Origin of the sequence: Enterobacter sp. SM3, assembly GCF_009811935.2 — a bacterium.
GTDB classification, from domain to species: Bacteria; Pseudomonadota; Gammaproteobacteria; order Enterobacterales; family Enterobacteriaceae; genus Enterobacter; species Enterobacter asburiae_D.
In genome coordinates this window covers 2,280,020-2,306,681 of sequence record NZ_CP099971.1, presented here as the reverse complement: position 1 = coordinate 2,306,681, position 26,662 = coordinate 2,280,020, and the positions used below count along the sequence as shown (strand labels likewise).

The 26,662-nt window shown below is 60.3% G+C and carries 8 protein-coding genes; 4 read left to right on the top strand and 4 right to left on the bottom strand.

Annotated elements, in window-relative coordinates; all coding sequences use genetic code 11:
• Positions 1-112: 112 nt before the first annotated feature.
• Positions 113-18,118 carry an Ig-like domain-containing protein gene (locus GVO84_RS10870; protein WP_159514112.1) on the bottom strand — a complete coding sequence of 6,002 codons (18,006 nt, stop codon included), beginning with the start codon at positions 18,116-18,118 and terminating at the stop codon, positions 113-115.
• A gap of 121 nt (positions 18,119-18,239) precedes the next feature.
• Positions 18,240-19,577, bottom strand: coding sequence for a TolC family outer membrane protein (locus GVO84_RS10865; RefSeq protein WP_121423659.1), 1,338 nt, complete (start codon positions 19,575-19,577; stop codon positions 18,240-18,242).
• Positions 19,578-20,316: 739 nt separating this feature from the next.
• On the opposite strand from GVO84_RS10865, the gene GVO84_RS10860 reads away from it, so the two are divergent.
• Entirely contained in the window at positions 20,317-21,060 is a 744-nt protein-coding gene (locus GVO84_RS10860) for a DeoR/GlpR family DNA-binding transcription regulator (protein ID WP_047061832.1), read from the top strand.
• Between the two features lie 13 nt (positions 21,061-21,073).
• Positions 21,074-22,141, top strand: a complete 1,068-nt coding sequence (locus tag GVO84_RS10855) for an oxidoreductase (protein WP_159514111.1) — start codon at positions 21,074-21,076, stop codon at positions 22,139-22,141.
• 91 nt (positions 22,142-22,232) lie between these two features.
• Here the strand turns inward: GVO84_RS10855 and cybB are convergent, their stop codons facing one another.
• Entirely contained in the window at positions 22,233-22,763 is a 531-nt protein-coding gene (gene cybB, locus GVO84_RS10850) for a cytochrome b561 (protein ID WP_159514110.1), read from the bottom strand.
• 189 nt (positions 22,764-22,952) lie between these two features.
• Between cybB and gap the strand changes: the two genes are divergently transcribed.
• Positions 22,953-23,954: a type I glyceraldehyde-3-phosphate dehydrogenase gene (gene gap / locus GVO84_RS10845; RefSeq protein WP_029740556.1), complete on the top strand. Its 1,002-nt coding sequence runs from the start codon at positions 22,953-22,955 to the stop codon at positions 23,952-23,954.
• 53 nt (positions 23,955-24,007) lie between these two features.
• Here the strand turns inward: gap and GVO84_RS10840 are convergent, their stop codons facing one another.
• Entirely contained in the window at positions 24,008-24,802 is a 795-nt protein-coding gene (locus tag GVO84_RS10840) for a YdcF family protein (RefSeq protein WP_159514109.1), read from the bottom strand.
• Between the two features lie 203 nt (positions 24,803-25,005).
• Between GVO84_RS10840 and GVO84_RS10835 the strand changes: the two genes are divergently transcribed.
• Positions 25,006-26,658, top strand: a complete 1,653-nt coding sequence (locus tag GVO84_RS10835; RefSeq protein WP_159514108.1) for an MFS transporter — start codon at positions 25,006-25,008, stop codon at positions 26,656-26,658.
• Positions 26,659-26,662: the final 4 nt, after the last annotated feature.

Genomic DNA, 26,662 nt, shown 5'->3' with positions numbered 1-26,662 from the left:
ATCGAACGCTTTCTAAACGAGCCCGCAAAATAATCTTGTGAAATATAGGGTTATGACTATTCGTGTAAAGAAACGCCAAAAGGCCGCGGGGATCGCTCCCCGCGGCGTTGGTTTACGCAATTAACAGCTGATGGTTCGCCAGCAGCGTCGCCAGATCCGTCTGCACGCCGTTCAGGGTCACCAGCGTGGTCGGCGAGAACTGACCGCCTGTACCGTCCAGGTCAACCTGGATCTCGGTATTGCTGCCGTTCTGCACCACGCGGATGTAATCGCTGATATTGCCCGCGCTGCTGTCCAGCGTGGCCACGCCGTTCACATAGCTCGCCGAGCCCGTGCCGGTATAGCCGCTGCCGGAGAGCAGATCGCGCAGGTCAATACGATCCGTGTCCGCGGTCCCTTCCCAGGTGCCGACCGTAAAGCCGTTCACCACGTCGTGACCGTTACCGCCCGTTGCGTCAGACGCGTTGATCAGCTTGTAGAGCAACGTATCGTGACCGCCGCTGCCGATGTTGAAGGTGTCGTTCCCGCCGCGGCCTTCGAACTGGTTATCACCGCTGTTGCCGGTAATGACGTCGTCGAAGTTCGAGCCGTTGATCCCCTCAATGTTGAGCAGTCGTGACGTACCGAACCCGGTGTCCTGCGCGGTAGAGAGGCGCAAATCAACGGTTACGCCGGAGGTCGCATTACGGTAATCCACCACGTCCATCCCGCCGGTGTTGCTCCAGGTGTCGTAGTCGGAGTGGGTATTCCAGCCGCCGGAACCGTTGTAGGTATAGGTGCCATCCTCTGCGATAAAGGTGTCGTTATACCCGGTCCCGGTAATGGTCCCACTGTGGCCGCCAGTGGCCGCTTCGGCCGTCAGGACGTAGCCCTCTTTGCCGTTGCCCGCTTCCAGACCGCTCCAGGTGACGTTATCCGACACGCCGTTGGTGATCTTCAGGATCTCAGCCGAATAGGTTTCATTCGGATCCAGACCGTAGAAGCTCACCAGCGCAGAGGTATCGTTCGACCCGATTCCGGACTGGGCGTTGATGATCTGCGAAGCCACCAGCACGCCCGCGGCGTTGTACAGGTTGACCGTGTTGCCGTAGTAGGCGTTGATGCCCTCGCTGTCAACAATGTGCAGGTGCATCGCGGTGCCGTCAGCGATGGTTTTGCTGTTTTGCACCAGCACCACCTTGCCGTTCTGCTGAGACACCAGCAGATCCTGCGCGCCGTCCCAGTTGTAATCCACTGCCGCCACGCCGGTCGCGTAGGCAATACCTGACGCCAGCTGGCTTGAGGTCCAGGTGGAACCGTAACCGTTGTTGGTGAACAGGGTCGCCGTCTGCGAACCGCCGTAGGTGCTGAGCTTGATGATGTCCATCTGCCCGTCGCCGTTCCAGTCCACCGCCACCGACAGATAGCCCGCCGTGGCGTTAGAGGCTTCCACCGCGCTCTTGGTGGCAGAGAGCTTCCCGGTACCGTCGTTGTAGTAAATCACCCCGCCGTTGTTGTTGTAGCTGCTGCCCAGGTACAGATCCATGTAGCCATCGCCGTTGAAGTCCGCCCACGTCATGGACGCCGCCGTGGTGGTATTCGAGGCGTTTGCCACAAACACGTTGGTCAGGTTCTGACCGATAGAGAGCGTGCCGTTGCCGTTGTTGTTGATCACGGTTAACGAGTACGCGCCGCTACGGTTGGTGTGCTGGACAATATCTACCGTGCCGTCATTGTTCAGGTCGACGCCGGAAATTTCGCGCCCGGAATCGAACTGACCGTAGAAACCGCCTTCGCCACCGGTGCCATCAGGCGACAGAACGCCGTTGTTGTTCACCAGGTAGGTCAGTGAGTCCATGCCGGCATCACCGTACGCCAGATCCAGATAGCCATCGCCGGTTTTATCGTACGCAATCACGCCGCCGTACCAGATGGTGGTCCCCATCGCCAGCTGGCTGGCGTTATAGGTGCTGCCATCGTAGGTCCACATCACCTGCGTAGAGCCGGAGTAGGTATTTTCCGTCGCGAAAATATCCTGCGTGCCGTTACGGTCAAAGTCGGCGGCGGTTTGGCTCACCACGTAGTAGCCGCGGGTGTTGGTCAGCGTATTTCCGGCATAGGTCGAGCTATCGCTGCTGGAGTAAGACTGGCCGTTAGCAATGATATTCCACAGACCGCTGCTGTTCATGCCGAGGGTCATGGTGGAGTTGTTGCTGTTCCCCGCCGTGGTTGCCCAGTCGGTATTCACCGAGGTGGTGTCAATTACCAGGCTGCCGGTCGCCGTACCGGTGGTATTGCCGTTACCCGCGCTGCTCTTCACCTGCGCCGTCACGCTGTAGCTCGACACGCTCAGCGCATCGCCGTCCGGGATCTGCAGATACCAGGTGTTGTGATCCGGGTCGACCACCACCGCGCCGCCGGTCTGGGAGGTGTAGGTTTTTCCGTTCACCGTGACTACCAGGTATTCACCGTTCACCAGATCGGCGGAGACGGTCCCGCTGACGATCGGCGTGGTGTCCGACGTGGTCTGCGCGGTAATCGCCGCCGTGGTGGTCGGGATGCTGGTATCAACGTTCAGCACAAAGCCGTCGGATTCCGTGTAGTTACCGGCCCTGTCGGTGACGCGCACAATGTAGGTGTGGTTGCCGTCGCTCAGGCCATTGTCCTGGAAGGACCAGCTTGCGCTGCCGTTCATGGTCACCTGGCCGAGCAGGACCCCGTCACGATAGAGCTGCACGATTTCACCATCGTCCGGGGCGCGGTTAAGCGTACCGTTGATCAGCGGCGAGTTATCGTCCGTTGCCACCGCACTGCCAAAGGTTCCCTGACGCTCGCCTTCGCCGTCGGTATAGCTCACTACCGTGCCCACCGTGGTTGGCGGCGTGGTGTCCACCGTCACCACCTGAGAGGCGGTGGAGCCGACGTTGCCCGCCTGGTCGATAATCCGCACCTGGTAGGTGTAGTCTCCGTCAGGCAGATCGCGGGTATCGGTGTAGCTCCAGCGCTGGTTGGTGACCGTGGTATCGAGCCAGGTATTTCCGCCGTCCAGGCTTATCTGTACGCGCTCGTCGCTTGCCAGCGCGCTGCCCAGCGAACCGTTGATGGTCAGCGTGGTGTCCATGGTGATGAAATCACTGCCGGACTGGCCGGTATCTTCGCTGATGCTGTCGATGGTGACGCCATACTGCGGCGCCTGCGTATCCACCGTCACCGCCTGCGAGGTGGTGGCCCCGACGTTCCCTGCCTGGTCAACGACCCGCACCTGGTAGTTATGGCTGCCGTCTGTCAGGGTACGCGTGTCGCTGTAGCTCCATTGCGTACCGCTGACGGTGGCGTACACCCAGGTGCTGCCACCGTCCATGCTCACCTGCACGAATTCACCCGCGCCGAGTTCTGCGCCGAGCGTTCCGTGCAGCGTGTACGAAGTCGAACTTGTCAGGAAGTCGTTATTGTCGAAGCCGGTATCCACGGTGATGTTATCCACGGTCACCGTAATCGCCGCATCCGGGGCGACCGTATCGACGGTCACCTGCTGATGGGCGCTGGCCCCCACGTTGCCCGCCGCGTCTACCACGCGAACGTAGTAGTCATAGGTCTGGTTACCCAGCGCGCGGCTATCGACGTAGTACCAGCTGTTGCCGGTGACGATGACGTTCTGCCAGGTGACGCCGCCGTCGATGCTGATCTGGGCATACTCGCCGTCGGCCAGCGTCGCGCCGAGCGAGCCGTGCAGCGTCAGGGACGTATCGTTGGTGATAAAGTCGCTGCTGCTCAGGCCGGTATCGTCGCTGATGCTGTCGATGGCGATAGTTTTGCTCGCGTCCGGCGCAACCGTATCAATGGTCACCACCTGGCTGGCGGTGGCGCTGATATTGCCCGCGTCGTCAATCACGCGCAGCTGGTAGTTATAATCTCCGTCGTCCAGCGTGCGGCCATCGACATAGGTCCAGCTCAGGCCGCTGACGCTGACGTCTGTCCAGGTGACGCCGCCGTCGAGGCTGATCTGCGCGTGGTCGCCGCTGCCCAGCGCCGCGCCGAGCGTCCCTTTCAGGCTGATCTGGTTGTCGCTGGTGATAAAGTCGCTGCCGGACAGGCCGGTATCCTGGGTGATGGAATCGACCGTAATCGTCGTTGCCACAGGCTTCGTCAGGTCAATCACCACGTCCTGGCTGTCCGTCGCCCCCACGTTGCCCGCGTTATCGATCACGCGCACCTGGTACTGATACGTACCGTCCGTCAGGGTGCGGCCATCGGTGTAGCGCCATGTGGTGCCGGTCACGGTCAGGTCAATCCAGGTGGTGCCGCCGTCGAGGCTGATCTGCGCCTTCTCGTTATTGCCGAGCTGCGCGGTCAGCGAGCCGTTGACCACGACCTGAGCGTCGTTGGTGATGAAATCACTCGCGCTCAGGCCGGTGTCGTTTTGCAGCGAATCAATTGTAATACCCATCGACGGCGCGGTGAGATCCACGGTGACGCTGTGGTTATCGCTGCCGCTGTTGCCGATGGTGTTGCTGACCTGCGCGTTAATCACGTACGAACCGCCGTCCGCCAGCGCGGTCACGTCTGCGCTTCCGACCGTATAGCTCCAGGTGCCGTCATTCTGAACGGTCGCCGTGTAGGTTTTACCGTTCAGCGTGATGGTCACCGTCTGGCCCGCCGGGGCATCGGTGGTGCCGCTGATGACCAGAGGCGTGCCGTGCTCGGCGGCGTTGACGATATCGTCCTGCGCAAAGGTGTTGATGGTGATGGTTGGGACATCGCCGTTCAGCGTCACGTCGTGGGTTGCGCTGCCCGGGTTGCCCGCCCTGTCGCTTACCGACGCGGTGATGGTGTAATCCCCGTCGCTCAGGCCGAGGAAATCACGGCCCGGCACGAAGACCGACCAGGATCCGTCCGCCCCGACGGTCGCCTGATAGCTGTGCCCGTTGAAGGAGACGGTCACCGTCTGGCCCTGTTCCGCCGTGGTGGTACCACGGATCGTCTGGCCCGCCAACTGCTCCGCGTTGTTGACGATATCGTCATCGGCCACGGTGCTGATGGTTACGGTTGGCGCGACGGTATCGACCGTTAAGGTGTGCGTGGTCTGGCCGTTATTACCCGCTTTGTCGTTGACCGAGGCGGTCACCGTCACCGCGCCCTGGCTCAGGGCGGCCAGATCGACTGCCGGAATATCCAGCGTCCACGTCCCGTCGTTCGCGACGGTGGCGGTGTAGGATTTGCCGCCCAGCGTCACGGTGACGGTCTGACCCGCTTCCGCGCTGGAAGAGCCGTGCACGGTCAGCGGCTGCTGGGCTTCTGCCGCGTTCAGCATGTCGTCAACCGACAGCGTCGCAATGCTCACGACCGGCGCAGTGGTATCCACGCTGATGCCGTGCGTCGCCGACGCGCTGTTGCCCGCGCTGTCCTGCGCCGACACGGACACCTGATAGCTCGCGCCATCTGCCAGGGCGCCCACGTCGGCGGCCGGAACGGTGGTCGTCCAGCTGCCGTCGCTCTGGATAGTGGCCGTATAGGTCTTGCCGTTCAGCGTCACGGTAACCTGAGTCCCGCTGGCGAGCTGGGCGCTGGAGCCGTTAATCACCAGGGACGAACCGGCTTCCGCCGCGTTGATGACGTCGTCACCGCTAACGGTGTTCACCGTCAGCGCCACGGAGGCGGTGTTCACCACCACATCGTGGGTCTGGGTGCTGCTGTTGCCCGCGCTGTCGGTAATCGTCGCGCTGAGGGTCACGGTGCCGTCGTTCAGCGCGGAAATCACGCTGGCCGGAACGCCCACGCTCCAGTTACCGCTGGCGTCAACGGTGGTGGAGTACTGGTTCGAACCGATGGTGATGATCAGCTTATCGCCGACGCTCGCGCCGCTTGCCGTACCGCTGACAATCTGCGCCTGCCCGTGCTCCACGCTGTTAATGACGTTATCGCCCGCGACAGCGTTAAAGCTGACGGTCGGCGGCGTGGTATCAAGCGTAATCGCTTTGCCCGCGCTGCCCGGGTTACCCGCGGCGTCGCTCACGCTGACCTGCACGGTGTAGCCGTTGTCCGCCAGCGCGGACAGGTCGGTGCCCGGCACGTTCACGCTCCAGATGCCGCCCTGCTGCACCTGCGCGGTATAGCTCTTGCCGCCCAGCGTCACGGTGACCGTCTGCCCGATTTCCGCCGTGGTGGTGCCGGAGATGGCCACGCCCGCAGCCGCTTCGCTGGCGTTAATCACGTTATCGCCAGCGACCGTATCAATGCTCACGGTTGGCGCGGTCGCATCCACGCTGTACTCGCGGCCCGCCGAGGCGCTGTTGCCGTGCGCGTTGGTGACGCTCACCTGCACGCTGGCATCGCCGTCCTTCAGGCCCGCGAGATCGGCGGAAGGCACGGTGGCCGTCCAGTTACCGTCGGCGTCCACTTTCGCGGTGTACGTCTTGCCGCCGAAGGTGATGGTGACGGTCTGGTTTTCCTCCACGTTCGAGGTGCTGCCGGACAGCACCAGATCCGCGCCTTTCTCCGCCGCGTTAATCACGTCGTCGGTGGCAATCGCATCGATGCTGACGGCAACGGCAGACAGATCGACGGTGACATCGTGGCTGATGGTCACCGGGTTGCCCGCCGCGCTCTGACCTGCAACGGTCACGGTGACCGTGCCCGCAGCCAGGGCCCCGACGTCTGCCGCCGGGATCGCCGCGCTCCAGGTGCCGTCTGCCAGCACGGAGGCCGCATAGGTTTTGCCATTGACGGTCACGGTGAGCGTGGTGCCAGCCGCCAGCCCGTCGCTGGAGCCGGTGACGATCAGGTTTTGAGTATGTTCGATGCTGTTGATCACATCGTCGCCCGCCACGGTATCAATGCGCAGACCCGGCAGGCTGGCGTCGATGGCGATTTCGCGTTCGCCCGCGCCGGTGTTGCCGTGACCGTTGGTGACGGATGCTGACACGGTCAAATCGCCATTGCCCAGCGCGGTCAGGACGGATTCCGGCACGCTCACGGACCAGGTCAGGTCGCTCTGCACCGTTGCGGTGTACGTGTTACCACCAATGGTGACGGTGACGGTATTGCCCGCTTCCGCGTTCGCCACTTTGCCGCTGATGGTCTGGCCTGCGGCCACTTCCGCCGCGTTGATGACGTTATCGCCCGCCACGGTATTGATGGTGACGGTCGGCAGTGCGGTGTCGACCAGCAGGTTCGCGGTGTTGCTCACGGTGTTGCCCACGCCGTTGGTCGCGGCGGCGTTGAGGATGTAGTTCGCTTCGCCCAGCCCCGCCAGATCCGCTGCCGGAACGGTCAGGCTCCAGGTGCCGTCCGCCGCCGTCGTGGCCGCGTAGTTTTTACCGTTGAGGGTCACGATCACCACGGTGCCTTCCGCCAGGTTGGCGCTGGTGCCGCTGACGCTCAGATCCTGACCTTTCTCCACCGCGTTCAGCACGTTATCGCCGCTGATGGCGTTGAAGGCCACGGACGGCAGGCCGGTATCGACGGTCACGTTATGGCTGCCGGTGCCTGTGTTGCCCGCCGCGTCGGTGACTGACGCCGTGACGGTTACGGTGCCGTCCTGCAGAGCAGAAATCACGCTCGCCGGGACGCCCACGCTCCAGTTACCCGCCGCGTCCAGCACGGTGGTGTAGGTCTGCCCGCCGATGGTGACGGTGACCTTATCGCCCGCTGCCGCGCCGGTGGCGGTGCCGCTAATGATGTGTGCCTGAGCGTGCTCAGCGATGTTAATCACGTCGTCGCCCGCTACGGTGTTGATGGTCACCGCAGGAACGGTCACGTCGACCGTCAGAGTGTGATCAACCGTCGCGGGGTTGCCCGCCTTGTCGCTGACGCTCGCCGTCACGGTGACACTGCCGTCGCCGAGTGCCGCCAGATCCGCCGCCGGAACGTTCAGCGTCCAGCTGCCGTCCGCGCCTGCGGTTGTGGTGTAGTCTTTGCCGTTCAGCGTCACGGTCACGGTCTGGCCCGCTTCGGCTGTGGTGGTGCCGGACACGGTCAGATCGGACTGCGCTTCAGTGGCATTCAGAATATCGTCGGTCGCCAGGGTGTTGATGGTCACGGACGGCGCGGTCGCATCCACGCTGTACTCGCGGCCCGCCGAGGCGCTGTTACCGTTCACGTTGGTGACGCTCACCTGCACGCTGGCGTCGCCATCCTTAAGGTGTACCAGATCCGCAGACGGTACGGTGTAGGTCCAGTTACCGCTGTCGTCTACTGTCGCGCTATAGATTTTTCCGTTCAGGCTGATGGTCACGGTCTGCCCGGCTTCCACGTTGGTGGTCGCACCGGACAGCACCAGATCCGCGCCCTTCTCCGCCGCGTTAATCACGTCGTCGGTAGCGATGGAATTGATGCTGATGGCAACGGTCGCCAGATCTACCGTCACGTCGTGGCTGATGGTAATCGGATTGCCCGCAGAGCTGTCGCCGGTAACGCTGATTTTGACGGTGCCTTCCGGCCACGCGCTCACGTCGGTGGACGGGATCGCCGCGCTCCAGGTGCCGTCCGCCAGTACGGTCGCCGCATAGATTTTGCCGTTGACGGTGACGGTCAGCGCCGTGCCCGCCGCCAGCCCGTCGCTGGAACCGGTGACGATCAGGTTCTGCGCGTGCTCGATGGTGTTGATCACGTCATCACCCGCGACTGTGTCGACACGCAGTCCCGGCAGGTTAGCGTCGATGGCGATTTCGCGCTCGCCGGTGCCGGTATTGCCGTGGCCGTTGGTGACGGTCGCCGTCACGCTCAGGCTGCCGTTGCCCAGCGCGGTCAGCACGTCAGACGGCACGTTCACGGACCAGGTCAGATCGTTCTGCACCGTCGCGGTGTAGCTGTTGCCGCCAATGGTGACGGTAACGGTATTGCCCGCTTCGGCATTCGCCACGGTGCCGCTCAGGGTCTGGCCTGCCGCCACTTCCGCCGCGTTGATGACGTTGTCGCCCGCCACGGTATTGATGGTGACGGTCGGCAGCGCGGTGTCCACCAGCAGGTTCGCGGTGTTGCTCACGCTGTTGCCCACGCCGTTGGTGGCGGTCGCATTCAGGGTGTAGTTGGCCTGACCCAGACCGGCCAGATCCGCTGCCGGAACCGTCAGGCTCCAGGTGCCGTCTGCCGCAGTTGTGGCCGTGTAGTTTTTACCGTTGAGGGTCACGGTCACCACGGTGCCTTCCGCGAGGTTAGCGCTGCTGCCGCTGACGCTCAGATCGTGGCCTTTTTCAACGACATTCAGGACGTTGTCATCGCTGATGGCGTTGAAGGCCACCGATGGCAGACCGGTATCGACGGTCACGTTATGCGTGCCGGTGCCGGTGTTGCCCGCCGCGTCGGTGACTGACGCCGTGACGGTTACGGTGCCGTCGCTGAGGCCCGAAATCACGCTCGCCGGTACGCCCACGCTCCAGTTCCCCGCCGCGTCCAGCACGGTGGTGTAGGTCTGCCCGCCAATCGTGACGGTGACCTTATCGCCCGCTGCCGCGCCTGTGGCGGTGCCGCTGATGATTTGCGCCTGGCCGTGTTCTGCAATGTTAATGACGTCGTCGCCCGCCACGGTGTTGATGGTCACCGCAGGCGCGGTGATATCTACCGCCAGGTTGTGATCCACGGACGCCGGGTTACCCGCTTTATCGCTGACCGATGCGGTGACGGTCACGCTGCCGTCGGTTAATCCAGCCAGATCGGCGGCCGGGACGTTCAGCGTCCAGCTGCCGTCTGCGCTGACGGTTGTGGTGTAGTCTTTGCCGTTCAGCGATACGGTGACGGTCTGGCCCGCTTCGGCGGTGGTGGTGCCGGATACGGTCAGATCGGACTGCGCTTCAGCGGCGTTCAGAATGTCGTCGTTCGCCAGGGTATTGATGGTCACGGACGGTGCGGTCGCATCCACGCTGTACTCGCGGCCCGCCGAGGCGCTGTTGCCGTTCACGTTAGTGACGCTCACCTGCACGCTGGCGTCGCCGTCTTTCAGACCGGTTAGATCCGCAGACGGCACGGTAGCTGTCCATTTTCCGTCTGCATCCACGGTCGCGGTGTAGCTCTTACCGCCGAAGGTGATGGTGACGGTCTGGTTTTCCTCAACGTTCGAGGTAGTGCCGGAGAGCACCAGATCCGCGCCCTTCTCGGCCGCGTTAATCACGTCATCGGTGGCGATGGCGTCAATGCTGATGGCAACGCTCGCCAGATCCACCGTCACATTGTGGCTGATGGAGACCGGGTTACCGGCGCTGCTCTGGCCCGCAACGGTTACGGTAACCGTGCCTGCGGCCAGCGCACCCACGTCCGCCGCAGAGATCGCCGCGCTCCAGGTGCCGTCCGCCAGCACGGTCGCCGGATAGGTTTTGCCGTTTACGGTGACGGTCAGCGCCGCGCCCGCCGCCAGCCCGTCGCTGGTGCCCGTGATAATCAGGTTCTGCACGTGTTCGATGCTGTTGATCACGTCGTCACCCGCCACGGTATCCACGCGCAGGCCCGGCAGGTTAGCGTCTATCACGATTTCGCGCTCGCCCGTTCCGCTATTGCCCACGCCGTTGGTGACGCTGGCTGACACGGTCAAATCGCCATTGCCCAGCGCGGTCAGCACCGACTCCGGCACGTTAACGGACCAGGTGAGATCGCCCTGCACCGTTGCGGTGTAGCTGTTGCCGCCAATGGTCACGGTCACGGTGTTGCCCGCTTCGGCATTCACCACCTTACCGCTGATGGTCTGGCCTGCTGCCAGCTCCGCCGCGTTAATGACGTCATCACCTGCAATGGTGTTGATAATCACGCCCGGCAGAACGGATTCCACGTTCACGGTGTGCGACGTGCTGGTATTGTTGCCGACGCTGTCCGTTGCCGATGCGGTAACGGTGTACAACGCTTCACCCAACTCGCCGACCCGATCAGCCGGAACGGTAGTCGTCCATTTCCCGTTATCATCCACCTGCGCGCTGTACGCTTTGCCGTTCAGCATCACGGTTACCACCGCGCCTGTCGCCAGGCCGGAAGCCGTACCGGAGATCGTCAGATCCTGGGTTTTCTCACTGTTGTTGATCACATCGTCACCGGAAACGGTGTCAATGGTCAGCACTGGCGCGGTCAGGTTCACCTCCACGCCGTGCGTGGCGCTGTTGCTGTTGCCCGCTTTATCGGTCAGCGCCGCGGTAATGGTGTAATCCCCGGCGGCCAGCGCGGTCACGTCCGCCGCAGGCACGCCCACGCTCCAGTTGCCTGAGGCGTCCAGGGTGGCGGTGTACGATTTGCCGTTGAGGGTAACGGTGACCACGTCGCCCGCCGCCGCGCCGGTCACGGACCCCGTGACAATCAGAGCCTGCGCATGCTCGGCGCTGTTGATCACGTCGTCCTCGGAAACGGGGTTAATGGTCAGCTGCGGAACGGTGGTATCCACCAGCACGTCGCGATCCGCAGAGGCCGGGTTGCCCGCCTTATCAGACACGGCGGCGCTGATGGTGTAGTTGCCGTCGGTAATACCGCTCAGATCCGCGGACGGCACGGTCACGCTCCAGCTGCCGTTTGCCTGCACGGTGGTGGTGTAGTCCACGCCGTTCAGCGTCACGGTAACGGTCTGGCCCGCTTCGGCGTTGGTCACGCCGTTAACAACCAGATCCTGCTGCGCTTCGGCCGCATTGATGATGTTGTTGTCGCTGACGATCTCGATAGACACAGTCGGCGCGGTGGCGTCCACGCTGTACTCGCGGCCTGCCGTCGCGCTGTTGCCGTTCACGTTGGTGACGCTCACCTGCACGCTGGCATCGCCGTCCTTCAGGCTGCCCAAATCGGCGGACGGTACGGTCGCCGTCCAGTTGCCGCTGGCATCCACCGTCGCGGTGTACGACTTGCCGCCGAAGGTGATGGTGACGATCTGGTTTTCTTCCACGTTGGTGGTCGAGCCGGACAGCACCAGGTCCGCGCCTTTCTCCGCCGCGTTAATCACGTCATCGGTGGCAACGGCGTCGATGCTGATGGCGACTGCCGCCAGATCCACCTTCACGTCATGGCTGATAGAAACCGGATTGCCCGCCGCGCTCTGGCCGTCCACGGTCACGGTGACCGTGCCCGCATTCAGCGCGCTGACGTCTGCCGCCGGAATGGCCGCCGTCCAGGTGCCGTCCGCCAGCACGGTTGCGGCGTAGGTTTTGCCGTTGACGGTCACCGTTAACGCCGCGCCCGTTGCCAGGCCTTCGCTGGAGCCGGTGATAATCAGGTTCTGTGCGTGCTCAATGCTGTTGATCACATCGTCACCCGCCACGGTATCGACGCGCAGGCCCGGCAGGTTGGCATCAATGGTGATGTCGCGCTCGCCGGTTCCGGTGTTGCCGTGGCCGTTGGTGACGCTGGCTGACACCGTCAGATCGCCGTTGCCGATGGCGGTTAAGACCGTGGACGGCACGTTGACCGACCAGCTCAGATCGTCCTGAACCGTCGCGGTCCAGGTATTGCCGCCAACTGAAATAGTGACAGTGTCACCGCTCACCGCGCCGCTCACTTTGCCGCTCAGGGTCTGCCCGCTAGCCACTTCCGCCGCGTTAATGACATCGTCCGCGGCGACAGGGTTGATGGTGACCTGCGGCAGCGCGCTGTCGACCAGCACGCTGTGGTCGGTGCTCGCGCTGTTGCCTGCGGCATCGGTTACGCTCGCCGTCACGACGTAGCTTGCTTCTCCGAGCGCAGAAACGTTTGCCGCCGGAACGGTGACGCTCCAGCTGCCGCTGGCGTCAGTGGTGGCCGTATAGCTGATACCGTTCAGGGTCACCGTAATGGTGGTTCCTTCCGGCTGGTTGCTGGTGCCGGACACCAGCAGATCCTGGCCTTTCTCGGTCGCGTTGATCACGTCGTCAACCGCCAGGATATTGATGGCCACCACCGGCGCGGTGAGGGAGACGTCAAAATCGTGCGTCGCGGTGGTGCTGTTACCGGCTTTATCGGTGAGGGTCGCGGAAATCGTCTGGCCGCCGTTTGCCAGCGCGCCCACGTCCGTCGCCGGAACGCCCACGCTCCAGCTGCCGGACGCATCCAGCATCGCGGTGTAGTCTTTCCCGTTCAGGGTCACGGTAATCACGTCGCCCGCCTGCGCGCCCGTGACCTTACCGGAGACGATCAGCGCCTGGCCGTGCTCGGCAATATTCACGACGTCGTCGCCCGCAACGACGTTGAAGGAAATCTGCGGTACGGTGGTGTCGACCAGCACCGAGGAGCCCGCGCTGACCGGGTTGCCTGCCTTATCGGACACGGTCGCCGTCACCGCCGCGCTGCCGTCAGCGATGCCTGCCATGTCCGCCGCCGGAACGTCAAGCGTCCAGCTGCCGTCCGCCTGCACCTGCGCGGTGTACTGATTGCCGTTGAAGGTCACGGTGACCGTCTGGCCTGCTTCGGCAGTAGAGGTCCCACTCAGGATCAGATCCTGCGCCGCCTCCGCCGCGTTCAGCATATTGTCATGGCTGATGGTGTTGATGGTCACCGTCGGCGCGGTGGTGTCGATGCTGAATTCCTGCGCCGAAGACGCCGCGTTGCCGTTCACGTTAGTGACGTTTACCTGCACGCTGGCGTCGCCGTCTTTCAGGCCGCTCAGATCGGCTGCCGGAACGGTCCAGGTCCAGTCGCCGTTGGCATCCACCGTGGTGGTATAGGTTTTACCCGCGAAGGTGATGGTTACGGTCTGACCCGCTTCCACGTTGGAGGTGGTGCCGGAAAGCACCAGGTCCTGGCCTTTTTCCGCCGCGTTGAGCACGTTATCGTCGGTCACGCTGCTGATGGTGATGGCGACAGGCGCGAGATCGACGTCCACGACGGTGCCGATGGTCACCGGGTTGCCGGAAGCATCCTGCGCGCTGGCGCTGAGGGTGAGCGAACCGTCCGCCCACAGGGACACATCGGCCGCCGGTACCGCCGCCTGCCAGGTGCCGTCCGCCAGTACCGTTGCCGAATAGGCTTTGCCGTTGATGGTCACGGTCACGGTGCTGCCCGCCGCCAGATCGGTGCTGGTGCCGGACACAATCAGGTTCTGAGCGTGTTCAATCACGTTGATCACGTCGTCACCTGCGACGGTATCAATACGCAGTCCCGGGAGCTGGGCGTCGATGCTGAAGTCGAGAGAAGAAGAGCCGGTATTGCCGTGCGCGTTGGTGACGCTGGCGGATACGGTGAGGTCGCCGTTGCCGAGCGCGGTTAGCTGGCTCTCGCTTAACGGCAGGCTCCAGGTGAGATCGTCCTGCACGGTAGCGGTGTATGTCTGGCCGCCAAGGATAATAGTGACAGTGTCACCTGACGCCGCGTTCGTCACTTTACCGGTCAGGGTTTGCCCTGCCGCCACTTCCGCCGCGTTAACGATATTGTCGCCCGCCAGCGCGTTGATCGTCACCACCGGCAGCGAGCTGTCCACCAGCACATCGTGTGAGGTTGAGGCGCTGTTGCCTACGCTATCCGTGACGCTCGCCGTCACGGTGTAATGGGCTTCTCCCAGCGCGCTGACGGCCGAGGCCGGTACGGTCACGCTCCAGTTACCGCTCGCATCAGCGGTTGCCGTGTAGTGAATGCCGTTCAGGGTTACCGTAATGGTCGTGCCTTCCGGCTGGTTGCTGGTGCCGGAGAGCAGCAGATCTTCGCCCTTCTCGGTCGCGTTAATCACGTCGTCCGCCGCCAGGGTGTTAATACCGATAACAGGCGTCACGGTATTCACCACCACATCCAGCGAACTGCTTCCGGTGTTGCCGGATCGGTCGGTCACGGAGACGTCGATGGTCCAGGTGCCGTCCGCCAGCCCCTGCACGACAGATGCGGGCAGGCCGAGGCTCCAGTTGCCCGATGCATCCACCACGGTGGTGTAATCGACGCTGTTAATGGTAATGGTGACCAGGTCGCCCGCCGCCGCACCGGTGACGGAGCCGCTCAGGATCTGCGCCTGTGAATGGGCGAGCTGGTTAACGGTGTTGGTGTCGGTGACAAAGTCGTTAATGGTCACCTGCGGTACGGTCGCGTCCACCAGACCCACGCGATCGGCGCTGCTGGTGTTGCCCGCCACGTCGCTGACGGTTGCGGTCACGGTCACGATGCCATCCGTCAGGGCACCGACGTCTGCCGCCGGGACGCTCAGCTGCCAGGTACCGTCCGTCTGGACCGTGGTCTGATACGTTTTGCCGTTCAGCGTCACGGTGACCGTCTGGCCGGGTTCCGCACTGCTGCTGCCGCTTAACAGTAAATCCTGCTGCGCTTCAGCCGCGTTTATGATGTTGTCGGCGGTCAGGTTATCGAGCGTAATCGCCGGTGGCTGCGTATCCACCGTGACCACGCGCGCGGCGTCCGCGCTGTTGCCGCTGACGTTAGTGACGCTGACGCTCACCTGCGCGCGTCCGTCGATCAGGGTTTCCATCGCGCTGGCCGGTACGGTCAGGCTCCAGGAGCCGTCCTGCTGCACCTGCGCGGTGAAGGTCTGGTCAGCGAATTTCACCACCACGGTCTGCCCCGCTTCCACGCCCTGCGTCTGGCCGGAAAGGGTTAAATCACCGCCTTTTTCTGCCGCATTCAGCAGGTCGTCGCCGGAGACGGTATCAATGGTGACCGCCACGGCGTTCAGATCGAGTTCAATCGGATGTTCAGCCGCAACGGTATTGCCCCAGGCATCTACCGCGCTGACGCTAACCGTCATGCCGCCCGCCGTCCAGGCCTGCAGATCCGCCGCCGGAACGCCGATCTGCCAGCTGCCGCTGGCGTTAACCGCGGTGACGTACTCAACGTTGTTGATGGTGACGATAATCTGCGTGCCCGCGGCCAGATGACTGCTGGAGCCGGTGACGCTCAAATCCTGCTGCTGTTCGATGGCGTTGATCACGTCATCGCCGGAAATGGTGTTCACGCGCAGACCCGGCAGCTCCGCGTTGATATTGATATCACGCTCGCCGGTGCCGGTATTGCCGTGCGCGTTGGTGACGGAGGCGGTAAAGGTTAAATCCCCGTCGCCGAACGCCTGAAGATCCGCTGACGGAATTTTCACGCTCCAGGTCAGATCGCTGCCAATCGTTGCGGTGTAGCTCTTGCCGCCTGCGGTGATGGTGACGGTATCGCCCGCCGCCGCGCCGGTAACGCGACCGCTGAGGGTTTGATCGACGCCCGCTTCGGCGTTATTGACCAGGTTGTCGCCCGCAAACGTATTGATAATGACCTGCGGGAGGACGGTATCCACCAGCAGATTCGCTTCGGCAGAACCGCTGTTACCCACGCCGTCGGTACCGCTGACGCTGACGGTGTAAAGCGTGTTCGCCAGATTCAGGACGTCGGAAACCGGCACCTGAACCGTCCAGATACCGTTTTCGACGGTGGCCTGATAGCTGACGTTGTTCAGCGTCACGGTGACGGCGGTGCCGTCCGGCAGGTTGCTGGTGCCGGTCAGGCTCAGCGGCTGCATCGTCTCCTGGGCATTCAGGACGTTATCCTGGCTGATGGCATCAATCGTAAATTCTGGCGGGTGCCCGCTCAGCGTAATGCCGTGTGTGGCGCTGCCGGTATTGCCTGCCGCATCGGTAACGGAGACAGAAATCGTGTGGCTGCCTTCACCCAGCGCGCCCAGCACGGACGCGGGAACGCCGACGCTCCAGCTGCCGTCCGCCAGCACCACGCCGGTGAAGGTCTGGCCGCCAAGGGTTAGGGTGACCACATCGCCCGCGGCGGCACCGCTCGCCTGGCCGGAAATAATGTGCGCCTGGCCCTGCTCGCTGATATTGAGGATATCGTCGCCCGCCACGGTATGAATGGTGACGACCGGCGCGGCGGTATCCACCGTGAAATCTGCCGTCACGGACGAGCCGTTGCCCGCTTTGTCGCTCACGTTAACCGTCAGGGTGTGGTTACCCTCGTTGAGCGCCTGCACGTCGCTCGCGGCAAGCGTGACGGACCAGGTGCCGTCGCTGCCCACCGTGGCGTTATAGTTTTTACCGTTCAGGGTGACCGTGACGATCTGACCGGCTTCCGCATTCGTTTTACCGGTCAGGGTCAGCGGCTGATTGTGCTCAGCCGCATTAATGATGTTGTCCTGTGCGAGAGTATCGACAGAGACGATTGGCGCGGTGGTATCCACGCCAATCGTCTGGCTTCCGCTGACGGTGTTACCCGCCGCGTCTTTACCGCTCACGTTAACCGTCCAGGTACCGTCGCCCAGCGCCTGCGCGTCTGCCGCAGGTACGTTAACGCTCCACACGCCGTCTGCCCCGACTTCAGCCGCGTAGGTTTTGCCGTTCAGCGTCACGGTGAGTGCGGTACCCTGCGCCAGGTTTTTGCTGGCACCGGAAAGCGTAAAGCCCGCGGATTGCTCGCTGGCGTTCAGCACGTTATCGCCCGCCGTGGTGGCAAGCGTAATGGCGGCATCGGCGGTAGAGACCGTCACGGTGATACTGCCCGCAGAGGTGGTTTTACTGCCGTCGATCTGCACGACCGACCAGGTGTGCTCCCCGTCCGTCTGGGTCGGTAATATTACCGTCCACGTGCCGTCTTTACCGACCATAGTGCTGGCAATGGTGCTGCCGCTGCTGTCTTTGATCTGAATGGTCGCGCCCGGCTGACCGGTACCGCTAAAGGTTGGGTTGCTGTCGTCCGTGATCTCGTTTGCACCCAGCACGCCCTGCTTGTCACCCGCTTTATCCGACAGCAGGAAGGTCGGCGTGGCGCTTTCAACTTCTTTGGTATTATCAATGACTTTTGTTTTAGTTTCGCCGTCACCGCCGTTTGCCAGCAGTGCCCCGATGGCACCGCCGCCTAACGCAGCTCCCGCAATCCAGCCCCACGGCGCGTCGCTTAAAACACTTTCCTGCTCGAGGAAAGGTTGAATGCTGCTAATCGGTGTGGCCTGCGCGGTTAACTCGGTCACCGCAACGCCTGACGCTTCCCCGGCATCGGCAAAAGAAATATGTGTCAGTTCCTGACGATCGTTGAACACCAGCTCTGACTGATTATGCGTCTCTGGATCTTCGACAAAATAGTTATTGCAGCGAATAACGCTGCCATCTTTCATATAAATGAGGAGGTCTTTCCCCTGGCGGACATAACGCGCCACATCCTGAGCGGAACCCTGGATTTCAATCACGCTCGGGGATGAAATAGAGACCGACAGATTTCCTTCGCCGGTTAATTTCGTTTTCTCCGCCGTTTTACGAATGATGACATCAACAACCTTTACGTTACTCATATTTCTCTCCTTGCAGGTGTGCGGATTCCTGTGGATATGTCCACCAGACGGATGTAGCTATCCCTGGGAAAAAACACCCATTATTTTCAGTCTTACTTTGCGCAACACTGCGCGTCTTTTATTAACTCAAATCGGGTAATTTTGCGGCAGCGTTTTTCTCTATTCCAATAAGCGGCATTAAATTATCAACCGCGGAAGCATAATTAATTGCCGAACTCCAGCCGTCATACTCAGCGATTATTTTCGCTGATGTGGCCTGCCAGACATCCTGCTCAACGCTGAGCAGATCGTTAATGCTCCGCTTGCTCAGGGTGTATTCATTTTTATAAACATCCCGGGCGCGCAGTGCATTTTCCAGCTGCTGCTTTCCGGCCTCCATTCTTCCCCGTGCGCCGGTCCAGTCAGCCTGCGCGACGGAAGCTTTTTGCAGGACATCGAAACGTGCCTGATCGACCTGAGAGGAGGCCATGGCCCGTGCGCCTTCCGCCTGACGAACGCGAGCGGAAACCGCGCCCCCCTGATACAGCGGAGCATCGATATTGAGCTGTATCTGGTCGTCCCAGTAGGAGCGGTTGTCCGATTCGTAACGGGTGCGCCCCCCTTTCAGGCTTAACGTCGGCCAGTGCTGAGACTTCGCCGTTTCAACACCATACTGGGCCGAACGTTCCATATTCTGCGCAGCCATCACCGCCGGTATCAGGGAATAATCGATGCGGTTGAGCGAGTCCGGCTCCACGGCAAGATTCACGGGCACCGGCGAATAAGCCTCTGCCTGCATTCCGGTTAATACCGCAAGCCTTGCGCGCGCGCTGTTTAGGGCGGCGTGATACTGCGCGACCGTCGCCTGCATGCCAGCAATACGCGTGCGGGTCTGGAGCTCATCGGAGGTGGAACTCACGCCCGCGTCTGCGCGCAGCTTTGCCAGCTGCTCGACGTTCCTGAGCGCCTGCACGTTTTCGATTGCCGCCTGCAGCAGATCGGAATAGCGTTTGACCTCCACATAGCTCAGCGCCGTTTTTTCCGCCACGTCCGAAAGCGTGCCCATCAGCTGGTAGCGGTAGCTGTCACGCTGGGCGGAAGACTGGCTGATGCTGTTATTGGTCTTGCCAAAATCGTACAGCAACTGCGTCAGGCTCAGCCCCCAGGCGGCTGAATTCTTCAGCGACCCGCTGGAATCGGTGGTCTGGCTGTGCCCTGTACTCCCGTTCAACGATATTTGCGGCATCCAGCCGCTGCGCGCTTCATCTATTTGTGCCTGGCCAATACCTAATTGCGCGGCCTGCTGACTAATTGACGGATCGCGATCGATAGCAAAAAGAATACTTTCTTTTAAGGTTGTGGTTGCCACCGGGGCAATACCTACCTGATTACTACTGGCGTACGCCGTATTTATGGCTAATGAAATGAATGCCAGTGCTGCTGTAAATCGGCGTAACATAGGCTTTCGTAATATCGTCATGTTATCTCCCTGACTCTGAGTGATACTCAAGCAAATACCCAAAAAGAGGTACAGATAATTAGACAAATATCTTATTTAGCTACCGTGCTGAATTTTAGGTAATAATCCCCATACCCATTTCCATTGGAGATGAGATCTGCCTGCGTCTTATTTCAATTAAGAATTTACTTATTTCTTAAACTGGTTAGCAGCATAACAAAATGTGGTATAGCCCACTACAGCCACAATGTTAATGCGGTGTTACAAGCAAGAAAAAATATGGGGTTTCTGGACAAAACTCTTAAAGTGTCCTTTCAGATGAAACATATAAACCCTCTGTTATCTAAGGAAAATTCTTAATTCTTTCTATGCACATTTTTGCGTTAATTTCAGAGCGGGTCAGACACAAAGATTTTCAAAGAAGTGTCAATTTACGTAGCCTAATGGGTATATATAAAATTAAACGCTTTTAAAAAACTAATTAAAGCAATTAAATCCCGCATAATTTCTATTAAGCAGCACTTAAAACCACACAATAGCAATGCGCTGGTTACATAACCCAAATCGTTAAATAAAACATAACAATAACATTGTGATTAACATTCAAAACGGCTTCCTTATACCTGCTTAATAAAATTTTAATAATCACCCATCTGAATCATCACGCCGATGCACATTGTCATGACCACAATCCCCTTCTCTCTGCGTCAAAATGCTGTATTATGCAAACTATTGCGACATTTTGCAGGAATGTACTCCCATGCACAAAACCGCTCGTCAACGCTACGTCCTGGATATCCTCAGCGAGCAAGGCCAGGCCAGCATCACCGACCTGGCCGAAAAGCTGCAGGTTTCAGCGGACACCATCCGTCGGGATCTGACCGACCTGGAAAACCAGGGCCTTGCGCAGAAGAACCACGGCGGAGCCATCGCACTCAACCTCTCCGCCATGAACCGTCAGGGCCGCAATACGCTGCTGCCGGAGACCAAACAGCGCCTGGGTAAACAGGTCGCACAGCAGGTTCCGCCAGGCTCCACCCTGTTTCTGGATGCCGGAAGCACGGTGATGGCCGTCGCCACCTTTCTTCAGGGGCCGCTCACCGTCATTACCCCCTCGCTGGATATCGCCCAGCATTTTAGCGACCGGGAAGACGTTGAGCTGATCCTGCTCGGCGGGAAATGGGACCACAAGCAGCGACTGTTTGCCGGAAGCGCCACGCTGTCTTTACTGTCCCGTTATCGGGCAGATATCGCCATTCTTGGGGCGTGCGCCATTCATGCCGAACTCGGTTTGAGCGCCGGTAAAGAAGCGGATGCCGAGGTAAAACGCGCGATGCTCGACGCAAGCCACGCGCACTGGATTGTCGCCGACCACCTGAAAATTAACCGCTGCGAGCCGTATCTGGTTTCCGGGTTATCCAGCATTCAACAACTCTTTTTAGATCGTCCCTGGCCTGAGCTTGGGGACCATAGCGCACTGCAGGTTACGGTGTGCGCGAATTAACGTGGAGAAGGTCATGAGTAAAGTTCAAACAATCAACATTGCGCTGATCGGGTATGGATTTGTCGGTAAAACCTTCCATGCCCCGCTGATCCAGTCTGTGGACGGGATTAAGCTGGCAGTGGTCTCTTCTCGTGATGAAGAGAAGGTTAAACGCGATCTGCCGGACGTACAGGTAGTGGCGACACCGGAAGAAGCCATTCAGCATCCTGATATCGATCTGGTGGTGATTGCCTCCCCGAACGCCACGCACGCCCCGCTGGCGACGCTGGCCCTGAACTCGGGTAAACACGTGGTCGTGGATAAGCCTTTTACCCTCGACATGCAGGAAGCCCGCGACCTGATTGCGCTGGCTGATGAAAAGCAGCTGCTGCTCTCCGTCTTCCACAACCGCCGCTGGGACAGTGATTTCCTCGGCATTAAGCAGATTATCGAGCAAGGCACGCTCGGCAAGGTTAAACACCTGGAATCGCACATCGACCGCTTCCGCCCGGAAGTGCGCGTGCGCTGGCGCGAGCAGAACGTTCCCGGGAGCGGTCTGTGGTTTGATCTGGGTCCTCACCTGATTGACCAGACGCTACAGCTCTTTGGCCTGCCGGAGTCGGTTCAGGGGAATATCGCAACGCTGCGCGACGGTGCAGAAATTAACGACTGGGCGCACGTGGTCTTAAACTACCCGGAGCATAAGGTCATTCTGCACGCCAGCATGCTGGTTGCTGGCGGTACGGCACGCTTTACCGTCCACGGGGACAAGGGCAGCGTGGTGAAAGCCAGAATCGATCAGCAGGAAGCGCAGCTGCTCGCAGGGGTGACTCCCGGGAGTGAAACCTGGGGCGAAGACAGCGACAGTATGGTGTTCTTTGGGGCTGACGGCGCACCGCAAACGATCCCTACCCCGAAAGGCGATCAGCGCCAGTATTACATCAACGTACGTGATGCGTTACTCGGAAAAATCACCAACCCTGTCCACCCTGTTGAGGCACTGGCGGTCATGGCCGTGCTGGAAGCGGCGGTGAAGTCGTCTGAGACGGGGTCAACGCAGCCGCTGGCGTTAACTGCTGAAGAGCGTGCTCTGCTGGGTTAAAAAATAAGCCGGGTGGCGCTACCGCTTACCCGGCCTACAATTCAGAGCCGTTTGTAGGCCCGTGCAAGCGAAGCGCCGCCGGGCAAGAGGGCTACTGACGCTTTTTCGGCATCATGCGCAGAAGAGTATTATCTTTCCAGAAATAGTGATGCATCAGCGCCGCCGCCGCGTGCAGGCCAATCACAAAATAGCCCAGGTTCGCCAGCGTCTCGTGCCATTCTTTCAGCACATCAACCAGGTCAAAATTTGACTCCGCCGCATGCGGCATCACCATGCCAAACGCAAACCAGTCGCTGCCCCGGTTGTACATCATCACAATGCCAATCAGCGGCAGCGCAATAAACAGCAGATACACCACCAGGTGGCCCAGATGGGACATCCCCGTCACCATCGCTTTTGGCTTCGGCTGAATCGGTGGCGCACGGAATTTCAGGCGAACCAGCAGACGCGTCACCATCAGCACCAGGATACTGATACCGCACGAAACGTGGATCATATTGATAACTGGACGCGCAGTGCGCGGGAAGAAACCTTTGAATTCCATGGCGCAGTAGGCGACGATGATTAACAGAAACACCAGCCAGTGGATGCCGATTTGCAGGCTTGTATATTTAGTACGCATGTCATTTCCCGATTAAAAACAGTTATCGCGCCAACATAATCTCCTTTCCTTAAAAATTCATTAACTTTTCTGTATGGTTTTTCAAATACTTCCTCCCGCATGAAGCATCTTCAATTGCCGCCCAGCCCGTGATGGTCTAAGCCTGGATGAGTTCAAACTGTCGCATCGACACGTTTACAGGAGAACACCATGAGTAAAATTGGCATTAACGGCTTTGGACGCATTGGACGCCTTGTTCTGCGTCGCCTTCTTGAAACCCAGGACAGTAATACCGTCGTCGCCATCAACGACCTCACCTCACCGAAAGTGCTGGCCTACCTGCTCAGGCATGATTCCAACTACGGTGGCTTCCCGTGGAGCGTGGATTTCACCGAGGATGCGCTGATTGTGGATGGTAAAACCATTGCGGTGTACGCCGAAAAAGAGGCGAAGCACATTCCGTGGAAAGCCGCAGGCGTGGATATTGTCGTGGAGTGCACCGGTTTTTATACCTCCGAAGAGAAATCACGGGCGCACCTGGATGCTGGCGCGAAGAAAGTGCTGATCTCCGCGCCAGCGGGTGAGATGAAAACCATCGTCTACAGCGTGAATGACGACACTATTGACGCCAGTGACACCATTATTTCCGTCGCATCCTGCACCACCAACTGCCTCGCCCCGCTGGCGAAAGCCCTGAACGATGCATTTGAAATAAAAGTGGGCACCATGACCACCATTCACGCCTATACCGGTACGCAGGCGCTGGTGGATGGCCCGCGCGGGAAAGACCTTCGCGCCTCGCGGGCGGCGGCTGAGAATATCATTCCCCACACCACCGGTGCCGCAAAGGCCATCGGTCTGGTGATCCCGGCGCTGAGCGGCAAACTGAAGGGCCACGCGCAGCGCGTGCCGGTAAAAACGGGTTCGGTCACCGAGCTGGTGGCGATTCTGGGCAAGAAAGTCACCGTTGAGGAGATCAACGCCGCGCTGAAAAAGGCGACGCAGGGCAATAAATCGTTCGGGTACACCGACGAAGAGATTGTGTCGTCCGATGTGATTGGCTCGCATTATGGTTCGGTGTTTGACGCCACGCAGACGGAGGTGTCAGAAGCGGGAGAGCTGCAGCTGGTGAAAGCGGTAGCCTGGTATGACAACGAATATGGTTTTGTGACGCAGCTGGTGCGGACGCTGGATAAGTTTGCGGCGCTGTGATTTTTCCCTCACCCTAACCCTCTCCCCAATGGGGCGAGGGAAGGGTTCCGTGCTTAGATTATCTTACGCGCCCCCGTCAGGACCGGATCGCGCTGCAGCTGTTTCCACGCGGCAATCACAGCTTCAGGAAAGTCAACGTGCGCGATAAAATCCCGCCCGGCCGGGCCATAGCCGTTAACGTCATCATACAAACGGGGCAGTTCCCCCAAAATCAGTGACAGGTAGCGGTCTACGGGCCACAGTCCTGCGCTGTCCGCGCTAAACTCCACGCCATCTTTACCGTTATGCAGTGTCGGTGTACACCCGGGATGGCTTATCCACTCCGGTGACACGGGCTCATCCCGACAAACGCGGGCAAACGTCGCCATCGTACGGCGCTGCATCGTCGGATCCTGCACCACCAGCACCCGCCCGGTTGCGCGCTGATGCTGTTTCAGCATGTTCCAGCTAAAATGCGCGTTCTCACCGCAGTTGGTGGAGCGATCTTCAATCCACAGGCGCGCCTCGGGGATCTTCCAGAACTCCCGCGCAATGTCGGCAAGAATGCTCGCTTCCGCCCGTCCTTCGACTTGTAAGGTGTGATAACGCTGATGACTGCGGATAGCGGCATATAAAAACGCGGTCGAGTGACCAATACCGCCGCTAATCAGGAGCGGGATTTCTCGCTGCGCGGCAATTCGACAGGCCGCCTCAATGGTCGGGATCACCGCGTTCCCTGCCAGGATTACCGCATCGACGTCCGGGGGCTGGAGACCGCCGCTCAGGTCATCCTGCGCCAGCCATTCACCGACATTATTAATGGCCGCCAGCGTGGCATCCGGCAGGATGGGAAAATGGGTCTGTTCCATGATGAACTCCTTCTCTCTATCCCTTCAGGGTAGCGACTTCAGGTTCTCAACACAACGGCGACATCGGGCCGCTCTTTTTCCTTAAACTTCCCTTCTACATTTGATTAACATGCGTAAATCATATTCACTTGAATTATCATTTGCGGCAAACGTAGAATCGCTAGCCCGCTAATTATTCAACTCTTTCTAAGGTAAACGACGTTATGCGCCTGCCCGAACGCGACCCTTATGCTCCTCGCGAGTGGCAGCCACATGAGAAACCCGCTCTGCTGGGTTCGCCTTCCACACCCGAGCACACTACGCCAAAACGTATTGCCTACGGCGTCGTTGGCCTGCTGGTGTGCCTGACGGGGGCGCTGGGTAATGCGGTGGTGACAGCCAACCTGCAAAATCTGCAAGGTACCTTCGGGGCATGGTCGACCGAAATCGCCTGGCTGCCCGCGGTCTACGTCATGACCAACATCTCTATCAACCTGCTGCTGGTTAAGTTCCGCCAGCAGTACGGTCTGCGCGCCTTCACGGAAGGTTTTCTGGTGCTGTACGTGCTGGTGACCTTTTTCCACCTGTTCGTTAACGATCTCAGCTCGGCGCTGATGGTTCGCGCCGCGCACGGGATGGTGGCCGCCGCGCTAAGCTCGCTGGGAATTTACTACCAGATCCAGGCCTGGCCTGCGAAGCACCGCCTGAAGGCGCTCACCATCGGGATTACCGGGTCCTCGCTCGCTATCCCTCTGGCCCGCCTGTTTTCAACCGAACTGCTGCAGCTGGACGAGTGGCGCGGGCTCTATTTCTTCGAGCTCGGGCTGGCGCTGATCTCCCTGGCCTGCGTAATAGCCTTAAAACTGCCGCCGGGCGACAGGCGCAAGGTCTTTGAGAAGAAAGACTTCATCACCTTCTTTTTAATGGCCCCGGGAATGGCCCTGCTCTGCGCCGTACTCTCTTTAGGCCGTCTTGACTGGTGGTTCGAGGCGCCGTGGATCGGCTGGTCTCTGGCGCTGTCGCTGGTGCTGATTGTGGCCGCCATCGTCTTTGAACATAACCGCAGCAACCCGCTGCTGAACACCCGCTGGCTGTCGAGCGGCAGCATCGTCCGTCTGGGGCTCATCATGCTGTTGATCCGCATCGTGCTGGCAGAGCAAAACACCGGCGTCATCGGCTGGCTGCAGTACGTGGGGCTACAGAACGAGCAGATGACCCACCTCGCGTGGTCCATTTTCGCCGGGATCGTCTGCGGGATCGTCACCAGCTGTCTTACCATCAAGCCGACAAAACTTGCGTGGCCAATCATCACCTCTCTGGCGCTGATGATTGTTGCCTCGCTGCTGGACAGCCAGTCCAACAACCTGACCCGGCCGGATCAGCTGATGCTAAGCCAGTTTCTGCTGGGCTTTGGCAGCGCCTTCTTCCTGGCACCCGCCATGCTGGCCGCCATTGGCGGCGTGATCGCCGATCCGCGCAACCTGGTCAGCTTCTCGGTGATGTTTGGCATGAGTCAGAACCTCGGCGGCCTGCTGGGCTCCGCGATCCTCGGGACCTTCCAGACCTGGCGCGAGAAGTACCACTCCAGCCTGCTGGCGGACCAGCTCACCACGCTCAATCCGCTGGTCAACGAGCGTATCCAGATTTATACCCAGATGTACCGAAGCCTGATTGGCGACAGTTCGCTGCTGGGGACGCAGGCGATAACGCAGCTGCAAACGGTCACCACGCTGGAGGCGAATATTCTGGCCTACAACGATACTTATCTGCTGACGGCGAGCATCGCTGCCGCCACGCTGGTCTGGATTTTATGGCGCTTGCTACGCCTGCGCATCACTGCCCGCATGGCGCTGAAGAACGCCACCGGCAACAAATAATTGA